Below are 17,532 nucleotides of genomic sequence, written 5' to 3'. Positions count from 1 at the left end.
GACCTTATCGTCAAGTGCCTTCCTAGAAAGGCCGTTTGAGGGTCGAGACCGGTTCGTGGCTACCGCGAAGGACATCAAGAACCGGATTCCCATCACCGGCGCCCTGATGCTGGCGACCTTGATGAACACGCTCGACACCACCATCGCCAACGTGGCCTTGCCGCACATTCAGGGCAGCGTTTCGGCGGCGCAGGACCAGATCACCTGGGTGCTGACCTCCTACATCATCGCCACGGCGATCATGACCCCGCTGTCCGGCTGGCTTTCGCAGCGGATCGGGCGGAAAAAGATGTTTCTGTACTCGATCGCCGGATTCACCGTGGCCTCCGTGCTGTGCGGCACCGCGACCAGCCTGCCGGAGATCGTGATCTATCGCTTGCTGCAGGGCATCGCGGGCGCCTCGCTGATCCCGCTGTCACAGGCGACCATGCTGGATCTCTACCCCCAGCACATGATCCCCCGGGTTATGAGTCTGTGGAGTGCGGCGATAATTCTCGGGCCGGTGATCGGCCCCAGCCTCGGGGGGTGGCTGACGGAGACCCTGAGCTGGCGCTGGGTCTTCTACATCAATGTGCCGATCGGCATCCTGGCGTTCCTCGGCATCCAGTCCTACATGGATCCGGACGAGGGCGGGCGACAGCGGCCCTTCGACTTTCTGGGTTTCGGGGCGCTCACCCTGTTTGTCGGCAGTTTCCAGCTGATGCTGGATCGAGGGCCAGGCCAGGACTGGCTGGAGTCCAGCGAGATCATCATTACCGCCGCGATCACGGCCGCAGGGCTCTATGTGTTTATCGCCCAAAGCCTGACGTCGAAGAACCCCTTTTTCCATGGGGATCTGGGGCGGGATACCAACTTCGTGGGCTCGGCGGTGTTCGGATTTTTCATCGGTATCCTGCTGTTTTCCACCACCGCATTGCTACCGCTCCTGATGCAGAATCTGATGGGTTACTCCGCGCTGCAGAGCGGTTGGGCCAGCATGCCGCGCGGCCTGGGTTCGCTGATCGCCTTCCTGGCCGTGCCGTTTCTGGTCTCGCGGTTCGGCGCCAGGCAGGTGCTGGTCGTAGGCGTCCTCGTTTCGGCCTATTCGCTTTGGGAGATGAGCTATTTCGACCTTAGCATGACGGCTACGCCGATCATGGTGACAGGCTTCGTCCAGGGGCTGGGCACCGGCCTGATGTTCGCCCCGTTGAGCGCGCTGGGCTACGCCACCTTGAGCCCGGTTCACCGCACTGAGGGCACAATCATCGCCACCATGGCCCGGACCCTGGGTTCGAGCGTCGGCATCTCGGTGGTCCAGGCCCTGCTGATCAACAACAGCGCGCTTGCCCACGCCCGTATCACCGAGCGGGTGGCGATTGGCGATCCCGTTCTGGCCGCCGCCCTGCCGCCCGCCTACAGCCCGGCGACGACGGAAGGCCTGCAGATCCTGAACGCCGAGGTAACCCGGCAGGGCGCCATGGTAGGCTACGACAATCTCTTCAGCTGGATGGCGGTGGCCGCGCTGATCCTGCTGCCGATGATCTTTGTGATGCGGGCGACCCCGGCGGCCCCCAGCCGCGCCGAGCCGCCGGCCGACTGACCAACGAAGGACCCATGACCGCAACGACCACCCACGCCATGCCCCTCACTGCCGTCTCCCCCGGACGTTGGACGACGATCGCTGCGCCGGAATGGAACAATCCCGGCGGGGGGCTATGGGGCGGTTACGCCATTGGCCTGTTCATCCGGGTGCTGGAGGCTGAGCCCGATGCGGTGGGCGAGGCGCTTTCGTTAACCCTGACCTATGCCGCCGGCATGCCCGCGGGCCCGCTCGACATCCGCACCCGGCGCCTGAGGCAGGGCGGGTCCATCGGCGTGTGGGAAGTGGAACTGCTGGCGTCCGGCTCGGACCAGGTGGGGGTGCATGGGATCGTCACCCTGGCCCGGCGACCCGAGACCCCCGCCTTCGCCTTCGCCAGGATGCCCGAGGCGCCGGACCCCGACAGCCTGCCCAGCCCGATCATGCCCGGCGCCTCTCAACACTACGGTGCGTCCGCCTTCGAACGGCGGACGCTGGAAGAGTTTCCGCCGCAAGCCAGCGGCGATTCCTACACCCTGGCCTGGGTGCGTTCGCGCAACGGTCCGATGGACAAGGCGCGGTTGGGCATGGTCACCGACAATTCCGCCCCGCGCGCCATGTATGCACTCGGCCGGACGATCATGACCACCACACTGACCCTGACCGTCTACCTGCACGCAACCTCCGAGGAACTGGCCGCGATCGGCGAGGACTTCATCCTGGTGGAGTGCGAGGGCCGGGTCGGCGGCGGCGGCGCTTCAGATGAGCGTTCCAGCTACTGGAGCCGCGATGGCAAGCTGCTGGCCACCAGCGAGCAACTGGCGTGGTACCGACCGCTGGCGCGGCGCTCGGCGGAGTAAGGGGCGGCTGTGTGATCCGGTCGCGCGCCAAAGGTTTCAGGGCCGGTCAGACCCGCAAACCGCCGTACAGATACAGCAATATCAGAACGACCAGAATCAGGCCCAGGACGCCGCCGAGGCCGGGAAGGCCATAGGTGCGGTGAGCGTAATAGCCACCTCCGCCGCCAAACAGCAGAACTAGAACGACGATGATGAGGATGAGGGACATGGCGCGCCTGTTCGGTTCGCCCCGGCAAACTGGCGGGGCCCTACCTCAACCGGCGTCGCACCGGATGGTTCCTATCGCCCGCCGCCCGTAGTCCTCGGACCGGCTGTGGGTCTGTTGGTGGACGCGTTGACGTCTCGCAGGTCGACAACTCTAACCGACCGCCACGCCCATCATCGACGTTGCTTCCTCTCGCCAGTCCTTGCGGGTGCGCGCGTAGAGCAGACAGTCGGCTGGATCACCGTCGCCAAAGCCGGCGCTGCGCAGCAGGCCCTCGCGGGTGAAGCCGCACCGTTCGGCCAGCTTCCACGACGCAGTGTTCCAGGCCTCGATGATCAGTTGCTGTCGGTAGATGGCCTGACGTTCGGCGAACAGCAGGTCGGAAAACGCCCTCACGGCCGGCGGCGCGAGGCCGTGTCCGCGGTGGGCCGGATCGTGCAGGATGTAGCCCAGTTCGAAACCGTGGATGCAGGGCGCGGCGCGGTAGAATTGGCAGGTGCCGACCATGCGTCCGTCCTTGACGATGGCCATCGCGCCCGCCTCGTCGGTCCAGAAGCCCGTAGCCTCGAAGGCTGCGCTGAGAGCGCCCGCATTGGTCAGCGGCTCGCGGATCGAAACCGTGAACGGGAAGCGGGCGATCTGCTCTAGGTCGCCGGATTGAATGCGGCGCAAGGTCGTGGTCATGGCAGCCTTGCCAAAGTAAGGAGGCGCGTGATGGCCTCTCAGGGCCGGGTTTAGATCAGGCTCAAAAAGAACACCACCGTGGCCACCGCCATAACGCCCGTCGCCGCCCAGCCCAACATCGCCGCGCCGGGCGAGAGGGTGAGGCGGCCCATCGCCAGAGGGTTCCGGACGATCAGCATCATGGCGGCCATCAGCGGCGCGGCGAGCACGCCATTGACGACGGCGGCCCAGTAGAGGGCCTTGGCCGGGTCAATCCCGATGAAGTTGAGCGAGGCGCCCAGCAGGGTGGTGACCGCGATCGTGGCGTAAAACAGCCGGGCTCGCAGCGGCTTGGCGTCGAGACTGCCCGCCACGCCGACCATCTCGGTCACCGCATAGGCCGCCGACCCGGCCAGCACGGGCACCGCCAGCATGCCGGTGCCGATAATCCCCAGGGCGAACAGGGCGAACGCAAAGGGCCCGGCGATGGGCCGAAGCGCTTCGGCGGCCTGCGCCGAGGTCGTGATGTCGGTGACGCCGTTTGCGTTGAGGGTTGCCGCTGTGGCGTAGACGATGGCCAGCGAGACCAGGGTGGAGAACCCCATGCCCACCAGAGTGTCCAGCCGGATGCGCTTCAGTTCCGGACCGGCCTCGCGCGGCGTGATGCACAGGGGCTTGGCATGGTGGCGGTGTTGTTCCTCGATCTCCTGCGCGGCCTGCCAGAAGAACAGGTAGGGGCTGATCGTGGTGCCCAGGATGGCGACCACGGCCATGGCATAAGCCGGGGTCCACTGGATTTCCGGGATCACCAGCGCCGTCAGGGCCCGGCCCCAGGGCACATCGGCGACCATCACAACGGCGAAATAGGAAAACAGCGAAAGCGTCGTCCATTTCAGCAGCGAGGCGTAGCGGGCGTAGTTCAGGCCGACTTCGATCACGACGCAGACCACACCAAACATCAGGGTGTGAAGCGCGCTGCTGCCCCCCAGCAGCAAAGCCAGCGCCGCCCCCATGGCCCCCAGGTCCGCGCCCAGATTGACGATATTGGCGATCAGCAGCAGCAGGACCACGCTCCAAAGCAGGGGCCTGGGATAGTGACGGCGAAGGTTGCGCGCGATCCCGGCGCCGGTGACGCGGCCGATCAGCGCGGCGACCTCCTGGATCACCACCATCAGCGGAAAACTCAGGACAAAGGTCCAGGCCAGACCATAGCCGAACTCGGCCCCCACCTGGCTGTGGGTGCCGATGCCGCTCGGGTCATCGTCCGCTGCGCCGGTAATCAATCCCGGCCCCAACTGCGAGAAGAACCGGCGCAGGCGTGACGGCTCGGGTTTGTCCATATCACCCGTCTAGGCCTCGAAGGCTTTTCGCGACTTGAGAAATGCCAAGGCCGGATCGGGTCGAAGGCGAAGGCGACTGACAGCGCGATCTTTTCGCGGCAGGATGCGCGTCATGACCCTGCTCGCGCTTCCCGACCAAGCCCCTGACGTCCCCTGGCCGACTATGGACTGGCCGACCGGAACCCTTCCGGCCGGGCTGAAACGCGGGGCCTTCGAGGCGCTGATCTCCGAGGCGTTTGCCGAGCCTGCCTCGGACCTCCTGGGCGAGACACACGCCCTGTTGGTCGTCCATGGCGGGCGGTTGGCCTACGAGCGCTATGGCGTGACATCCGGTCCCGAGGCCACCCAGCCATCCTGGTCCATGGCCAAGAGCATGACCCACGCCCTGGTCGGTATGCTGGTCGCCGATGGCAAGCTCGATATCCACCGGCCTGCTGACGTGCCTGAATGGCAGGGCGAGGGTGACCCCCGCGCGGCGATCACCCTGGATCAGTTGTTGCGCATGTCGAGCGGGCTAACGTTCGTCGAGGACTATGTGCCCGGCCACCCGTCCGACGTGATCGCGATGCTGTATGGCGTGGGGAAATCCGATGTGGCCCACTACGCCGCCGATCTGCCGCCGGCGCATCCGCCAGGGTCGTTCTGGAACTATGCCAGCGGAACATCCAACATCGTCGCCCGCTGCGCCGCACAGGCCCAGGGCGGGGACTTTGCCGCCTTCATGCGCGAGCGGCTGTTCGGGCCTCTGGGCATGACCAGCGCCACGCCGAAGTTCGACGCGGCGGGGACGTTTATCGGCTCGTCCTATTGCTTCTGCACGGCCCGCGATTTCGCCCGGTTCGGCCTGCTCTATCTGCGCGACGGGGTCTGGGAGGGGCGTCGCCTCCTGCCGCCCGGCTGGGTCGACTATGCACGGACGCCGACCTTCCAGCAGGCCGGCGTGATCGACGGGCGATACGGTGCCCACTGGTGGCTGGACGTCGGCGGTCCGGGATCGTTTTCCGCTAACGGCTACGACGGCCAGTTCATCGTGGTCGTTCCGGATCTTGATCTGGTGGTGGTGCGGAATGGCGCCACGCCGCTGGACAAGAAGGACGCGCTCAGGGCGTGGATGGGCGAGCTGGTGTCAGCCTTCCGGTAGCGCTCAACGCCGCTCAAGCGCCAACCGCACCCCGAAAGCCAGAAAGACGCCGCCGGTGAGGCGGTCCAACCAGCGCACGACCGCCGCGTGCTGCAGCACATCCGCAATAGGACGGGTGGCGCCAATCAGAACCGCGAACCAGACCAAACCCATCACGCCGTGCAGAGCCGCCAGCAGGAAAATGAAAGGCCCGGCCGCAACGCCGTCCGGCACGAACTGCGGCAGGAACGAAATGTAGAAGACGCCGACCTTCGGGTTCAGCAGATTGGTCAGGAAGCCCCGTCGCATCCACGCGAGGTCGCCGCCTGAGGTCGGCGCAACGTCGCCAGCGATCTCGAAACGCTCGCGCGGCCTGAGGATCAGCCCGACCCCCAGCCAGACCAGATAGGCTGCGCCAGCCCAACGGATGACATTGAACGCCAGGTCGGAAGCCTCCAGAACCACGCCAAGGCCCAGCGCCACGGCGGCGCCCCAGACGAGACACCCGGCAATCACGCCCAGGGCCGCCAAAGCGGCGCGCTTTGGGCCCTCGACGGCAGCTGTCCGCAGCACGATGGCGGTGTCGAGACCCGGCGTCATGGTCAGCACGCCCGCCGCCAGTATGAAGGCGAGCAACGCCTCAATGACCGTCACTTGCGCACCAGCTTGCCGTCCTCGATGGCGCGATAGAAGCAGGAGACCGCGCCCGTGTGACAGGCTCCGCCGTCACCCTGCGGCCGCACCTTCATCCAGACGGCGTCCTGGTCGCAGTCGATCCGGATCTCGTCGACGATCTGCACCTGCCCGGAGGTGGCGCCCTTGTGCCAAAGCTCGTTACGGGATCGGCTGAAATAGTGCGCCTCGCCGGTGGCCAGAGTACGCGCCAGCGCCTCGGCGTTCATCCAGGCCAGCATCAGCACCTCACCCGTGATGGCGTGCGTGGTCACCGCCGCGATCAGGCCATGAGCGTCAAAGCGGGGCGTCAGGGCATCGCCCTGTTCAAGGGCGGCCTTCGCAGGAGAAGAAGCGGCTTTCATGCGCCTAGATATGGCGCCGTTGGACCACGATGCGCTACCCCTCCCGGCGCGTCAGCGGGGCGGGTGACCGCCTCTAGCGCTTGTTCACAAAGTCCAGGAACCGCTGGCGCAGCGTCGCGTCGGTCTTGAACACGCCGGTGAACTGGGTGGTGATGGTCGTCACATGGCGGTGGTGCACGCCACGGGTGGTCATGCACTGATGGGCCGCGTCGATCAGCACGGCCACGCCGGCAGGGCGAAGGCTGTCGGTGATGGCGTCGCAGATCTGCTGGGTCATGGTCTCCTGGGTCTGGAGACGGCGCGCGAAGATCTCCACCACCTTGGCCAGCTTGGAGATGCCCACCACGCGGTTGGTGGGCATGTAGGCCACATAGGCCTTGCCCAGGAACGGGGCCATGTGATGCTCGCAGTGGCTCTCCACCTCGATCTCGCGCAGCATGACGATGTCGTCATAGCCCTGCACGTCTTCGAAAGTGCGCGAGAGCTCCTTTGCGGGATCCAGCGTGTAGCCCACAAACCATTCGCCGTACGCGTCAACCACGCGCTTGGGCGTGTCGATCACGCCCTCGCGGCGCGGATCATCGCCGGCCCAGGCGATCAGAGTGCGGACGGCCTCCATGGCCTCCTCGCGCGAGGGGCGCTTGAAGTGCTCGAGCGAGCTGTCGTCGGACCCGATGAGGGTTCGGTCACGGGAAGGGGCGTCCATCGGAGATCGGTTCTTTCCAGGGCCAGAGTTGCGCCGGGACGAAGGCCCCGGAAATGACGCGTGCCACCCTTTCACTTCAGACGTGAGGTGCGGTTGGCCTCGGGTCCGGTCCCCCTGTATATGGGTTCAGGCCCAATCCCGGCAACTGTTTCGCAGCGTAAACCTCGACCATGACCCTGAGTCTGTACGACACCATGACCCGCAAGAAGCGGGCGTTCACGCCCCGCGATGAGCACCGGGTGACGCTCTATGTCTGCGGACCGACGGTCTACAACTATGCGCACATCGGCAATTTTAGGCCTGTTGTAGTGTTCGACCTGCTGTTCCGGGTGCTGCGTGACCTCTATGGCGAGGACGCGGTGCTTTACGCGGCCAACGTCACGGACGTGGACGACAAGATCAACGCGAAGGCCGCCTCCGAGGGTGTGCCTATCGGTGTGATTTCGGATCGCTACCTGGCCGCCTACAATGCTGACGCCGCCGCGCTGGGCGCACTGAAGCCCACTTTCCAGCCGCGCGTTACCGAGACGATGGAAGCCATCACGGTCTTCATCGCCGACCTGGTGGCGCAGAAGGCGGCCTACGCGGCCGAGGGCCATGTGCTCTTCGACACCCAGGCATTCCCGGACTATGGCAAGCTGTCGGGTCGGCCGATAGATGAGATGATCGCCGGGGCGCGCGTCGATGTGGCCCCCTACAAGCGCCATCCTGCCGACTTTGTGCTCTGGAAGCCTTCGAAACCAGGCGAGCCGTCGTGGGACAGCGCCTTCGGACCGGGCCGCCCCGGCTGGCATATAGAGTGCACGGCGATGATCGAGCAGGCGCTGGGTCTGCCCATCGACATCCACGGCGGCGGCATCGACCTGGTGTTTCCGCACCACGAGAATGAGCTGGCCCAGGGGGTCTGCGCCGGCCACGGGACAGAGTACGCCGACGTCTGGATGCACAACGGCTTCCTCAACATGGGCGACGAGAAGATGTCCAAGAGCGTGGGCAACGTCGCGCTGGCCCACGACCTGCTGAAGACCTGGCCGGGCGAGGCGCTGCGATGGGCCCTGCTCGCCGGTCACTATCGTCAGCCGCTGGAATGGACGGGCGACCTGATCGAGCAGTCCAAGAGCGCGCTGGACCGGCTCTATCGGGTGCTGGACGATTCCGCCCGGTTTCTCGAGGGCGTTCCAACAGCGGCGCGGGCGTCCGGCGGCGAGCATCGCGGGGCCGTCGAGGCTCACGACGCCGTGCTCTCGGCCCTCAGGGACGATCTCAACACGCCGCTGGCGTTCGCCGCGCTCTTCCAGCTGGCGGACTACGTGCGGACTTCCACGACGGGCAAGGATGTGGCTGGCGTCGAACGCGGCCGCAGTCTCCTGCTGGAGGCGGGACAGCTGATGGGCTTGCTGGTCGCCGATCCCCGGGCCTGGTTCCAGGGCGGCGCCGACGACGACATGAAGGCCCGGGTCGAGGCGTTGATCGCAGCCCGGGGCGAGGCGCGTGCGGCCAAGGACTGGCCCGCCGCCGACCGTATTCGCGACGAACTTTCGGCGTTAAAGGTCGAGGTCATGGATGGCCCCACCGGCGCCACCTGGCGGATCAAGGAGCAAGCCTGATGCCTATCAAGCCCGAGCCCGACCTGCTGGCCGGCCCCTTCGCCAAACGCGGAACGATGGGCCCCAGGATCGCCGCGCCCGACGCGGGGTCGCGACTGCCGCCGCCCAAGGCCCCCAGCGGTCTGCGCGTGGAGGACCGGATCGGAATCCAGGCCCCCGCCGAGGTGATCTGGGAAATCGTCCGTGACCTGGACCGATGGTCCGAATGGAATCCGACCTATCCGCAGGCCACCGGCCAGATCAGGATTGGCGAGGTGCTGTCCGTGACCCTGGCCCTGCCCGGCCAGTCGCCCCAGATGCTGACGCCGAAGGTTCTGGAATGGGTACCGAACGAGCAGCTGCACTGGCAGCTTAAGATGATGGGCGGCCTGATCCGGACGCTGCGCTACATCGAGATCGAAACCCTCGCCAACCAGAGCTGCGTGGTCGACAACGGCGAGATCTTCGGCGGGTTGATGGGCCCGTCGCTGGGCAAGCGGATGGGACGTACGGTCCAGCGCGGGTTCCGGGCCATGAATGAGGCGCTGAAGGCCCGCGCCGAGGCTGAGTGGGGGGCGGGACGATAACGATGGCAGGCAGGATCGGTCGGACGGTGGCGGAGTCGACGCCCTATTGGCCTGACACACCCCGGCCACCCAGGGGTGCTCCAAACATTCTGGTGGTTCTGTTCGACGACGTCGGCTTCTCGGACTTCGGCTGCTACGGCTCGCCCATCCGCACGCCCACCATTGACCGGCTCGCCGCCGAGGGACTGCGCTATTCGGGGTTTCACACGACGGCCATGTGCTCGACGACCCGGGCGGCGCTGCTGAGCGGGCGCAATCACCATTCGGTCGGCGTGGGCTGCCTGGCCAATTTCGACAGTGGCTATCCGGGTTATCGCGGCAAGATCGCGCGGGAGTCGGGGATCCTGCCCGAACTGCTGCGGCCCCACGGCTACCGGAACTATATGCTGGGCAAATGGCATGTGACGCCACTGACCGAGACCGGCCCCTCCGGCCCCTTCGACGGCTGGCCGCTGGGCCGGGGCTTCGACCGGTTCTATGGCTTCATGGACGCCGAGACCGACCAGTATGCGCCGGAACTGGTGCGCGACAACACGCCTGTGTCTCCGCCGGGAATGTTCGCCGACGGCTATCATCTGACGTCCGATCTGGTGGACGAGGCGATCCGCTTCATCGCCGATCATACGGCCGACGCGCCGGATAAACCCTGGCTCACCTGGCTGGCGCTGGGCGCCTGTCACGCTCCGCATCAGGCGCCGCCCGACCTGATCCGCAGCTATGACGCCGTGTTCGAGCATGGCTGGGATGTGGAGCGCGAACAGCGGCTGGCTCGCCAGATCGCCATGGGGCTGGTCCCGGCGGATACCCGCCTGCCGGACCGCAACGACGGGGTCCGCCCCTGGGATAGCTATTCCGCCGATGAGCGCCGCCTCTTCACCCGCCTGCAAAGCGCGTTCGCCGCCATGCTCGATCACGCCGATCAGCATCTTGCGCGGCTGGTCAGCTTTCTGGAGCGCGCCGGACTTCGCGACGACACCCTGATCCTGGTGATGTCCGACAACGGCGCCAGTCAGGAGGGCGGCCCTCAGGGCTTCGTCAACGCCATGGGTCCCTTCAACATGCGGCCCGAACCCATGGCCGAGAAGATCGCGCGTATCGACGACATCGGCGGACCCGACACCCATTCCAACTTCCCGCAAGGCTGGGCCATGGCGTCCAACACCCCGCTGCGGCGCTACAAGCAGAACACCCACGGCGGCGGCATCCGCGATCCGCTGGTGATTTCCTGGCCGGCGAAGGTGGCCGCGCGCGGGGAGGTGCGTAACCGCTTTGCCCACGCCTGCGACATCGTTCCCACGCTGATGGACCTGATCGGGATCGAACCCCTGCCGGAGACGATTGCCGGGGTTCCTCAATGGCCGCTTGAGGGCGAGAGCTTTGCGGCCAGTTTGAGCGATCCTGCTGCGCCGCCACGCATCAAGCCGCAGTATTTCGAGATGTTTGGACACCGGGGCATGTGGCGAGATGGATGGAAAGCCGTGGCCTTTCATCCACCCGGGACCCCCTTCGAGAATGACCGTTGGGAGCTCTATCATCTCGACGGCGATTTCGCGGAAACCCGCGATCTGGCCGAGCAGGAGCCTGAACGCCTCAAGGCTCTGATCGACGCCTGGTGGATGGCTGCCGAAGCGCACAAGGTATTGCCGCTGGACGACCGGTTCGGGCCGCGGTTCGCCGAGAACTCGGCGCGTTTCCACGGCGCCCGGAAGCACTTTGTACTCCATGCCGGCATGGGGCACCTGCCCACCGACGTGGCGCCGGATGTTCGCGCTCGGAGCTATCGGATCGAGGCGGATGTGGTCCTGAAACCGGGCGCCGAGGGTGTGCTGATCGCCCACGGCGACGCCACCAGCGGCTACAGCCTCTATCTGCAGGACGGCCATCTCCATCACACCCTCAACATCGGCGGTGAGAAGACGACGGCCACTTCGCGATCGCCGGTACCGCTGGACGCCACACGGCTGGGCGTGGTGGCCCGTCGGGGCGAAACCGGCCCGCGAACCTTCACCCTGACCATCGACGGGGCGCCTGCCGGGCAGGTCACGGCGACGACCGGGTTCGGCAATTTCATCTCCTGGTCGGGTCTGGACATCGGCCTGGATCGAGGCAGTCCCGTGGCGGGCTATGCTGCCCCGTTTGCGTTCACCGGAACCCTACGAAAGGTCACGGTGACCATGGGCGACGATCAGGCCCTTGACGGCGAGGCGGTGGGCGCGGCGGAAATGGCGCGGCAATAGCCCGGAGTTCACGCTGATGACGCCTTCACGCCGCGCGGTACTTGCTGCCGGAGCGACCGCCATGGCAGCGCCCGCCCTGGCGGCCGATCCTGCGGCCCTGGCCCGTAATGAACGACACTGGTCCAGGGTTGCAGCGTTGTTCGATACGCCACCGCCCGGCGTCATCCAGCTTGAGAACGGCCAGTTCGGGGCGATGACCCGGGCAACGCGGGCGGCCTACGAGCAGAAGCTGGCCAGGGTGAACCGGGAGACGACACTCTACACGCGTCGCAGCGCCTTGCAGGATGTCCAGGCGGTGCGCGCGAAGGCCGCGGCGTTCCTGGGCGTGGACGTGGACGAGATCGCCTTCACGCGGGGCGGCACGGAGTCCATGCTGGTCCTGATCGGCGGCTACAGTCGACTGAAACCTGGCGATGCGGTCCTTTATGCCGACCTCGACTATGACAGCATGCAGGTGGGGATGGAGTCGCTGGCCCGGCTCCGGGGTGTTCGCGTGGTGCGGTTTGCCCTGCCGGAGCCGGCCACCCGACAGGGGCTGATCGACGCCTATGACCAAGCGCTGAAAGCCAATCCTGACGTCCGGATGATGCTGTTGACCCACCTCAGCCATCGCACGGGGCTGATCCCGCCGGTGAAGGAGATCACGGCGCTGGCCAAGGCCCGCGGCGTCGACGTGTTGCTGGATTGTGGCCATGCCCTGGGACAGACCGAGTTTTCACTGCGTGACATGGGTGTCGAGTTTGCGGGCCTGAACCTACACAAGTGGATCGGCAGCCCGCTGGGCGTCGGACTCGTCTACATCCGCAGGGACCGGATTAGCGACATCGAGATCTCGATCCTGGCCGAACCCAGCGACGCCATTGACGCGCGGGTCCACACGGGCACCGTCAGTTACGCCAGCGTCCTGACGGTCGCCGACGCGTTCGATGCGCATGCGGCGATCGGCCCTGCGGCCAAGGCGCGGCGACTTCAGTTTCTGCGAGATCGCTGGGCGGAGACCCTTCGCGACCATCCGCGCATACAGGTGCTGACGCCGCCGGATCCCTCCCTGCATGCGGGAATTACGTCCTTCCGCATTACAGACCAGACCTCGCTGGCCCAGGCCCTTGAGCTCAAGAAAACCCTCTTTGAACGCCACCGCATCTTCACCGTCGAGCGCCCGGGCGCGGCAAAGGGGGCTTGTATTCGTGTATCGCCGTCGTTTGTGAATACGGTCGACGATATGGATGCCCTGGTCGCAGCCCTGAAGGAGATTGCCGCATGATCGTCGAGATGCGTACCTACACGCTGTCGATCGGCGCCACCGGCCGTTACTTCAAGGCCTACGGCGAGAAGGGTCTGGCGGTGCAGAAGCGGATCCTGGGCCATCTGGTCGGCTACTACAGCGTCGAGGTCGGCGGCCTCAACAAGGTGATCCACCTGTGGGCCTACGAGAGCCTGGATGAGCGGGCACGACGACGTGCGACACTCTGGAGCGATCCCGAGTGGCTGGACTACGTCAAGGAGGTGGGCGGTCTGGTGCAGCATCAGGAAAACCAGATCCTGTCGCCTGCGCCGTTCTTCCAGGTCCCGCCTGCGGTTTGACTTCCCGACGCTGAAGGCAGACCTAGAGCCGATGATTGATGATCTCTATTCGGCGAAACTGCTGCGGCTGGCGGCCGACTTGCCGCGCACCGGGCGGCTGGTCGATCCGGACGCCACTTCAGAGAAGGTCTCGAAGCTTTGCGGCAGCCGGATTGTCGTTGACGTCAAGGTCTCGGGCGGCAGGGTGACGGACTTCGCGCAGGACGTGAAGGCCTGCGCGCTGGGACAGGCCTCGGCCTCGGTGCTGGGCGCCCATGTGATTGGCGCTAGCCTGGCCGAGCTGGAGACGACAAGAGACGCCTTCCGTGCCATGCTAAAGGCGGACGGGCCTCCCCCTGAGGGTCGGTTCGCGGAACTTGGGCTGCTCGCGCCAGTTAGGGACTATCCGGCGCGTCATACCTCGACGATGCTGGCGTTCGAAGCCGTTACGGAGGCGGTGGCCGAGGCGGTCACAAGGGAAAGCTGATGGCCGACTACATCTTCCTGATGCACGACGATGCGGCGGGCGGCGCAGGCCTCGACTGGGAGCGCTATCTCTCGCGGTTGAGGGAAGCCGGCGTCTTCCAGGGCGGCAGCGCCATCGGAAACGGTCAGTGCGAGCGCAAGTCGGGCGCGACCCCCGCGCCGACGGCCCATATAACCGGCTTTATCCGGGTCACCGCCCGGGACATGGCGCACGCTCGCCTGCTGCTGGCCGGCAATCCGGTGTTTGAGGCGGGGGGCACGGTGGAAATACGCGAGCTGCCGACCGGATAGGCCGCGGTTCCGTTTTTGCCTCGGCTGTGCTATGCCGCTGGGGCCATGTTGACGTCAGTTCGTAACGTTTGCGCCTTTCAGGCCCCCGCCATCCCGGCGGTCAGGGCTACGATGACGGTCGAGCGTGTCACCCGAACTATCCCCGCCGGCGCGGCTTGATCTCCCTGGACCCTTGGGCGTAGGCACGGGGTCCGATCCAACAGTCCGCAGTCGGCATGAATCTCTACGAGAGCTGCGTCAGAGGCGCCCTTCGCGCCTACAAGCTGACGCTTTCGCCGCTGATCGGGCGGCAATGCCGGTTTGCCCCGACCTGTTCGGAGTATGCCTGCGAAGCCCTGATCGGCCACGGACCGTGGCGCGGGAGTTTGCTCACCGTGAAACGTCTGTGTCGTTGCCATCCCTGGGGCGGTGCGGGATATGACCCGCCGCCGCCCCCGCGCAAAACGGGCTGAACCCAGGCGCGAACCAGGACGACTGAACCATGATTGATCTGATTTTTCCCGACGGCACGAAACGAGCGTTCGAGGCCGGGGTCACGGGCAAGGAGGTCGCGGCGTCCATCGCGATCTCGCTGGCCAAACGCGCCGTTCTGGTGAAGCTGGACGGTGAACTGCTGGACGTGGACCGCGCGCTGGAACGGGGCGGCACGTTCGAGATTCTGTCGCGTGATGCGCCCGAGGCGCTCGAGACCATCCGCCACGACGTCAGCCACATCCTGGCCGAGGCGGTTCAGGAGCTGTTCCCCGGCACGCAGGTGACGATCGGTCCTGCCATCGAGGACGGCTTCTACTACGACTTCGCGCGTGACACGCCGTTCAGCCTGGATGACCTGGCCGCCATCGAACAGCGCATGAAGGAGATCGTTGACCGAGACGAGCCGATCGTGCGCGAGGTGTGGAGACGCGACGAAGCCATCGCTCACTTCAAGTCCATCGGCGAAGTCTACAAGGCCGAGATCATCGAGGGCATCCCCGCGGGAGAGGATGTCACGGTCTATCGACAGGGCCAGTGGAAGGACCTCTGTCGGGGGCCTCACCTGCCGTCCACGAAGGCGGCGGGCAAGGCGTTCAAGCTGACGAAGCTGGCCGGCGCCTATTGGCGCGGCGATCACCGCAACCCGATGCTCCAGCGGATCTACGGCACGGCCTGGGCCAGCGAGGCGGACCTGGCGGCCCACCTGCACCGCCTCGAGGAGGCCGAGAAACGCGATCACCGCAAGATCGGCAAGGCCATGGACCTCTTCCACATGCAGGAAGAAGCCAAGGGCATGATCTTTTGGCACCCCAAGGGCTGGACGCTCTATCGCACGGTTGAGGCCTACATGCGCCGCCGCCTGGACGCGGACGGCTACGTCGAGGTCAAGGCGCCCCAGATCATGGACCGCGAGATGTGGGAACGCTCCGGCCACTGGCAGAAGTTCGGCAAGAACATGTTCACGTGTGAAACGGAGGAGGGAGAGAGCCTTGCCGTCAAGCCGATGAACTGCCCCGGCCATGTGCAGATCTTCAATCACGGCCAGAAGAGCTACCGCGACCTGCCGCTCAGGATGGCCGAGTTCGGCGCATGTCACCGCTATGAGCCGTCCGGTGCCCTGCACGGCATCTTCCGGGTGCGTGCGTTCACTCAGGACGACGCGCACATCTTCTGCCGGGAGGACCAGATCGAGGAGGAGTCCACGAAGTTCGTGCGGCTGCTGAATTCGATCTACTCCGACTTCAACATGCACCTGGACAGCGTGAAACTGGCGCTGCGGCCCGAGGAACGTTTCGGTACAGACGCCGTCTGGGATGTGGCCGAACAGAAGCTGGATCGCGCCGCCCGCCAGGCCGTGAACATGCCGGTGGACCCGCTGCCGGGCGAAGGCGCCTTCTATGGGCCGAAGCTGGAGTTCCACCTGAAGGACGCTATTGGCCGCACCTGGCAGTGCGGCACGTTGCAACTGGACTATGTGCTGCCCGAGCGCCTTGACGCTGAGTATACCGCCGAGGATGGATCCAAGCAGCGGCCGGTCATGCTGCATCGTGCGATTTGCGGATCGATGGAGCGGTTCATCGGGGTGATGATCGAAAACTTCGCCGGTGCCTTCCCGCTCTGGCTCTCGCCGGTGCAGGTGGTTGTGACGACGATCACGTCCGACGCCGACGAATTTGCGCTGAAGGCTGCAGCCACCCTCCGGGCCAGGGGCCTGCGCGTCGAGACCGACCTGCGAAACGAGAAGATCAACTACAAGATCCGGGAGCACAGCCTGGCCAAGGTCCCCGTCATCGCCGTCATCGGTCGCCGTGAGGCCGAGGAAGGCAAGCTGGCGCTGCGGCGTTTCGGCTCCGACGGCCAGCAGATCCTGATGCTGGACGAGGCGGCGAACCTCCTTGCCAGCGAGGCGCAACCACCAGATGTTGCCCGTCAGACGGCGGAGTGGGTCGGGGAGATGCAGGCTGGATGAATGGCGTCGCCGCCCCCAGGCGTTCGGCAGAGACCCTGACAGTAGCCGAGGTCGGTGAGCACCCGCGCGCCGTCTCGGTCGTCATGGTGATCTACTTCCCGGGTGAGCCCCTGAAGCGCAGCCTCGCCTGCGTTCTGGCGGACCCGGCGGTCAGCGAACTGGTGGTGGTGGACAACGGCTCCAGCGTGGAGGAGGCCGCGCATCTAGGGGCCCTGGCCGCCGCTGATCGCCGCGTCGCGGTGATCTCCGGTCAGGGCAACGTTGGCTTCGCGCGGGCCAGCAATCTGGGCGCGCGCAAGGCCGGCGGCGAAAGGCTGGTGTTCCTGAACCCTGACGCCTTCCTGCAGATGGGCTGCATCGCTGAACTGGTGCAGGCCATCGAGGATCGCCCCGTCCCCAGCCTGGTCGGCGCCCGGGTGCTGAACGCTGACGGTACAGAGCAACGCGGTGGGCGGCGCGGCGAGATCACGCCCCTGAGCGCCATGCTGTCCTTAAGCACCCTGGCGGCGCGGATTCCGGCGCTCGGCCGCTTTGAGGTGCATTGGGAATCCGACGCCTCGCCCGACCATGTGATCGAGGTCCCGACCGTCTCCGGCGCCTGCTTCTGCATGCGCCGTGAGGATTTCGAGGCCGTGGGCGGCTTCGACGAGGGCTATTTCCTGCACGTGGAGGACGTCGACCTGTGCTGGCGCGTGCGCGGCCAGGGGGGTCTGGTCCTGTTCCATCCCGGCGCTGAGGTCATCCACCTGGGCGGCACCAGTCAGACCAGTCCGATGAAGGTGGAATTCCACAAGGGCGTCGGTCTGGCCCGCTTCTTCCGCCGTCGGGCCGATGGCGTGGGTCAGCATCT

Annotated in this window: 19 protein-coding genes; 13 read left to right on the top strand and 6 right to left on the bottom strand. The window is 66.0% G+C overall.

Annotated features, from left to right (window positions below; all coding sequences use genetic code 11):
• Window positions 1–55: 55 nt before the first annotated feature.
• Both ACIQ42_RS02120 and ACIQ42_RS02115 read left to right on the top strand, forming a co-directional pair.
• On the top strand, window positions 56–1,579 hold the full coding sequence (locus tag ACIQ42_RS02120) for a DHA2 family efflux MFS transporter permease subunit (protein WP_397420575.1): 1,524 nt from the start codon (window positions 56–58) through the stop codon (window positions 1,577–1,579).
• A gap of 14 nt (window positions 1,580–1,593) precedes the next feature.
• Window positions 1,594–2,418: a thioesterase family protein gene (locus tag ACIQ42_RS02115; protein ID WP_397420574.1), complete on the top strand. Its 825-nt coding sequence runs from the start codon at window positions 1,594–1,596 to the stop codon at window positions 2,416–2,418.
• A gap of 46 nt (window positions 2,419–2,464) precedes the next feature.
• On the opposite strand, the gene ACIQ42_RS02110 is transcribed toward ACIQ42_RS02115, so the two are convergent.
• From ACIQ42_RS02110 to ACIQ42_RS02100, 3 genes are all read right to left on the bottom strand, one after another.
• A complete protein-coding gene (locus ACIQ42_RS02110; RefSeq protein WP_397420573.1) occupies window positions 2,465–2,626 on the bottom strand; it encodes a DUF3309 domain-containing protein in 162 nt (53 codons plus the stop codon).
• Window positions 2,627–2,776: 150 nt separating this feature from the next.
• The gene (locus ACIQ42_RS02105) at window positions 2,777–3,307 is read right to left on the bottom strand and encodes a GNAT family N-acetyltransferase (RefSeq protein WP_397420572.1); all 531 of its coding nucleotides are present in this window, start codon (window positions 3,305–3,307) and stop codon (window positions 2,777–2,779) included.
• A gap of 50 nt (window positions 3,308–3,357) precedes the next feature.
• On the bottom strand, window positions 3,358–4,626 hold the full coding sequence (locus ACIQ42_RS02100) for an NRAMP family divalent metal transporter (protein ID WP_397420571.1): 1,269 nt from the start codon (window positions 4,624–4,626) through the stop codon (window positions 3,358–3,360).
• 112 nt (window positions 4,627–4,738) lie between these two features.
• Between ACIQ42_RS02100 and ACIQ42_RS02095 the strand changes: the two genes are divergently transcribed.
• Entirely contained in the window at window positions 4,739–5,767 is a 1,029-nt protein-coding gene (locus ACIQ42_RS02095) for a serine hydrolase domain-containing protein (protein ID WP_397420570.1), read from the top strand.
• A gap of 3 nt (window positions 5,768–5,770) precedes the next feature.
• Here the strand turns inward: ACIQ42_RS02095 and ACIQ42_RS02090 are convergent, their stop codons facing one another.
• From ACIQ42_RS02090 to folE, 3 genes are all read right to left on the bottom strand, one after another.
• A complete protein-coding gene (locus ACIQ42_RS02090) occupies window positions 5,771–6,400 on the bottom strand; it encodes a LysE family translocator (RefSeq protein ID WP_397420569.1) in 630 nt (209 codons plus the stop codon).
• Window positions 6,397–6,783 carry a phosphoribosyl-AMP cyclohydrolase gene (hisI, locus tag ACIQ42_RS02085; protein WP_397420568.1) on the bottom strand — a complete coding sequence of 129 codons (387 nt, stop codon included), beginning with the start codon at window positions 6,781–6,783 and terminating at the stop codon, window positions 6,397–6,399. The genes ACIQ42_RS02090 and hisI overlap by 4 nt, the downstream gene beginning before the upstream one ends.
• A gap of 73 nt (window positions 6,784–6,856) precedes the next feature.
• Window positions 6,857–7,489: a GTP cyclohydrolase I FolE gene (gene folE, locus ACIQ42_RS02080; protein ID WP_397420567.1), complete on the bottom strand. Its 633-nt coding sequence runs from the start codon at window positions 7,487–7,489 to the stop codon at window positions 6,857–6,859.
• Window positions 7,490–7,659: 170 nt separating this feature from the next.
• Here folE and cysS point away from each other — a divergent pair, with 170 nt between their 5' ends.
• The 10 genes from cysS to ACIQ42_RS02030 all read left to right on the top strand — a co-directional run.
• On the top strand, window positions 7,660–9,096 hold the full coding sequence (gene cysS / locus ACIQ42_RS02075) for a cysteine--tRNA ligase (protein ID WP_397420566.1): 1,437 nt from the start codon (window positions 7,660–7,662) through the stop codon (window positions 9,094–9,096).
• Window positions 9,096–9,662 carry an SRPBCC family protein gene (locus ACIQ42_RS02070; RefSeq protein WP_397420565.1) on the top strand — a complete coding sequence of 189 codons (567 nt, stop codon included), beginning with the start codon at window positions 9,096–9,098 and terminating at the stop codon, window positions 9,660–9,662. Before cysS ends, ACIQ42_RS02070 begins: the two co-directional genes overlap by 1 nt.
• 2 nt (window positions 9,663–9,664) lie before the next feature.
• Window positions 9,665–11,899 carry an arylsulfatase gene (locus tag ACIQ42_RS02065; protein ID WP_397420564.1) on the top strand — a complete coding sequence of 745 codons (2,235 nt, stop codon included), beginning with the start codon at window positions 9,665–9,667 and terminating at the stop codon, window positions 11,897–11,899.
• Between the two features lie 61 nt (window positions 11,900–11,960).
• Complete coding sequence (locus tag ACIQ42_RS02060) at window positions 11,961–13,163, top strand: aminotransferase class V-fold PLP-dependent enzyme (RefSeq protein ID WP_397420563.1); 1,203 nt, start codon at window positions 11,961–11,963, stop codon at window positions 13,161–13,163.
• Window positions 13,160–13,483, top strand: coding sequence for an NIPSNAP family protein (locus ACIQ42_RS02055; RefSeq protein WP_397420562.1), 324 nt, complete (start codon window positions 13,160–13,162; stop codon window positions 13,481–13,483). Before ACIQ42_RS02060 ends, ACIQ42_RS02055 begins: the two co-directional genes overlap by 4 nt.
• A gap of 31 nt (window positions 13,484–13,514) precedes the next feature.
• The gene (locus tag ACIQ42_RS02050) at window positions 13,515–13,949 is read left to right on the top strand and encodes an iron-sulfur cluster assembly scaffold protein (protein ID WP_397420561.1); all 435 of its coding nucleotides are present in this window, start codon (window positions 13,515–13,517) and stop codon (window positions 13,947–13,949) included.
• Window positions 13,949–14,239, top strand: coding sequence for a hypothetical protein (locus tag ACIQ42_RS02045; protein WP_397420560.1), 291 nt, complete (start codon window positions 13,949–13,951; stop codon window positions 14,237–14,239). The genes ACIQ42_RS02050 and ACIQ42_RS02045 overlap by 1 nt, the downstream gene beginning before the upstream one ends.
• A gap of 215 nt (window positions 14,240–14,454) precedes the next feature.
• Window positions 14,455–14,691, top strand: coding sequence for a membrane protein insertion efficiency factor YidD (yidD, locus tag ACIQ42_RS02040; protein WP_397399970.1), 237 nt, complete (start codon window positions 14,455–14,457; stop codon window positions 14,689–14,691).
• 29 nt (window positions 14,692–14,720) lie between these two features.
• Window positions 14,721–16,682, top strand: coding sequence for a threonine--tRNA ligase (gene thrS, locus ACIQ42_RS02035; RefSeq protein WP_397420559.1), 1,962 nt, complete (start codon window positions 14,721–14,723; stop codon window positions 16,680–16,682).
• On the top strand, window positions 16,679–17,532 hold an 854-nt coding region (locus ACIQ42_RS02030; protein WP_397420558.1), incomplete at its 3' end, for a glycosyltransferase family 2 protein. The genes thrS and ACIQ42_RS02030, both read left to right, overlap by 4 nt.

It is taken from the genome of Phenylobacterium sp. (assembly GCF_044372605.1).
Lineage (GTDB): Bacteria > Pseudomonadota > Alphaproteobacteria > Caulobacterales > Caulobacteraceae > Phenylobacterium.
Note: the sequence above shows the minus strand (reverse complement) of the source record. Positions and strands in the feature narration are given on the sequence as shown.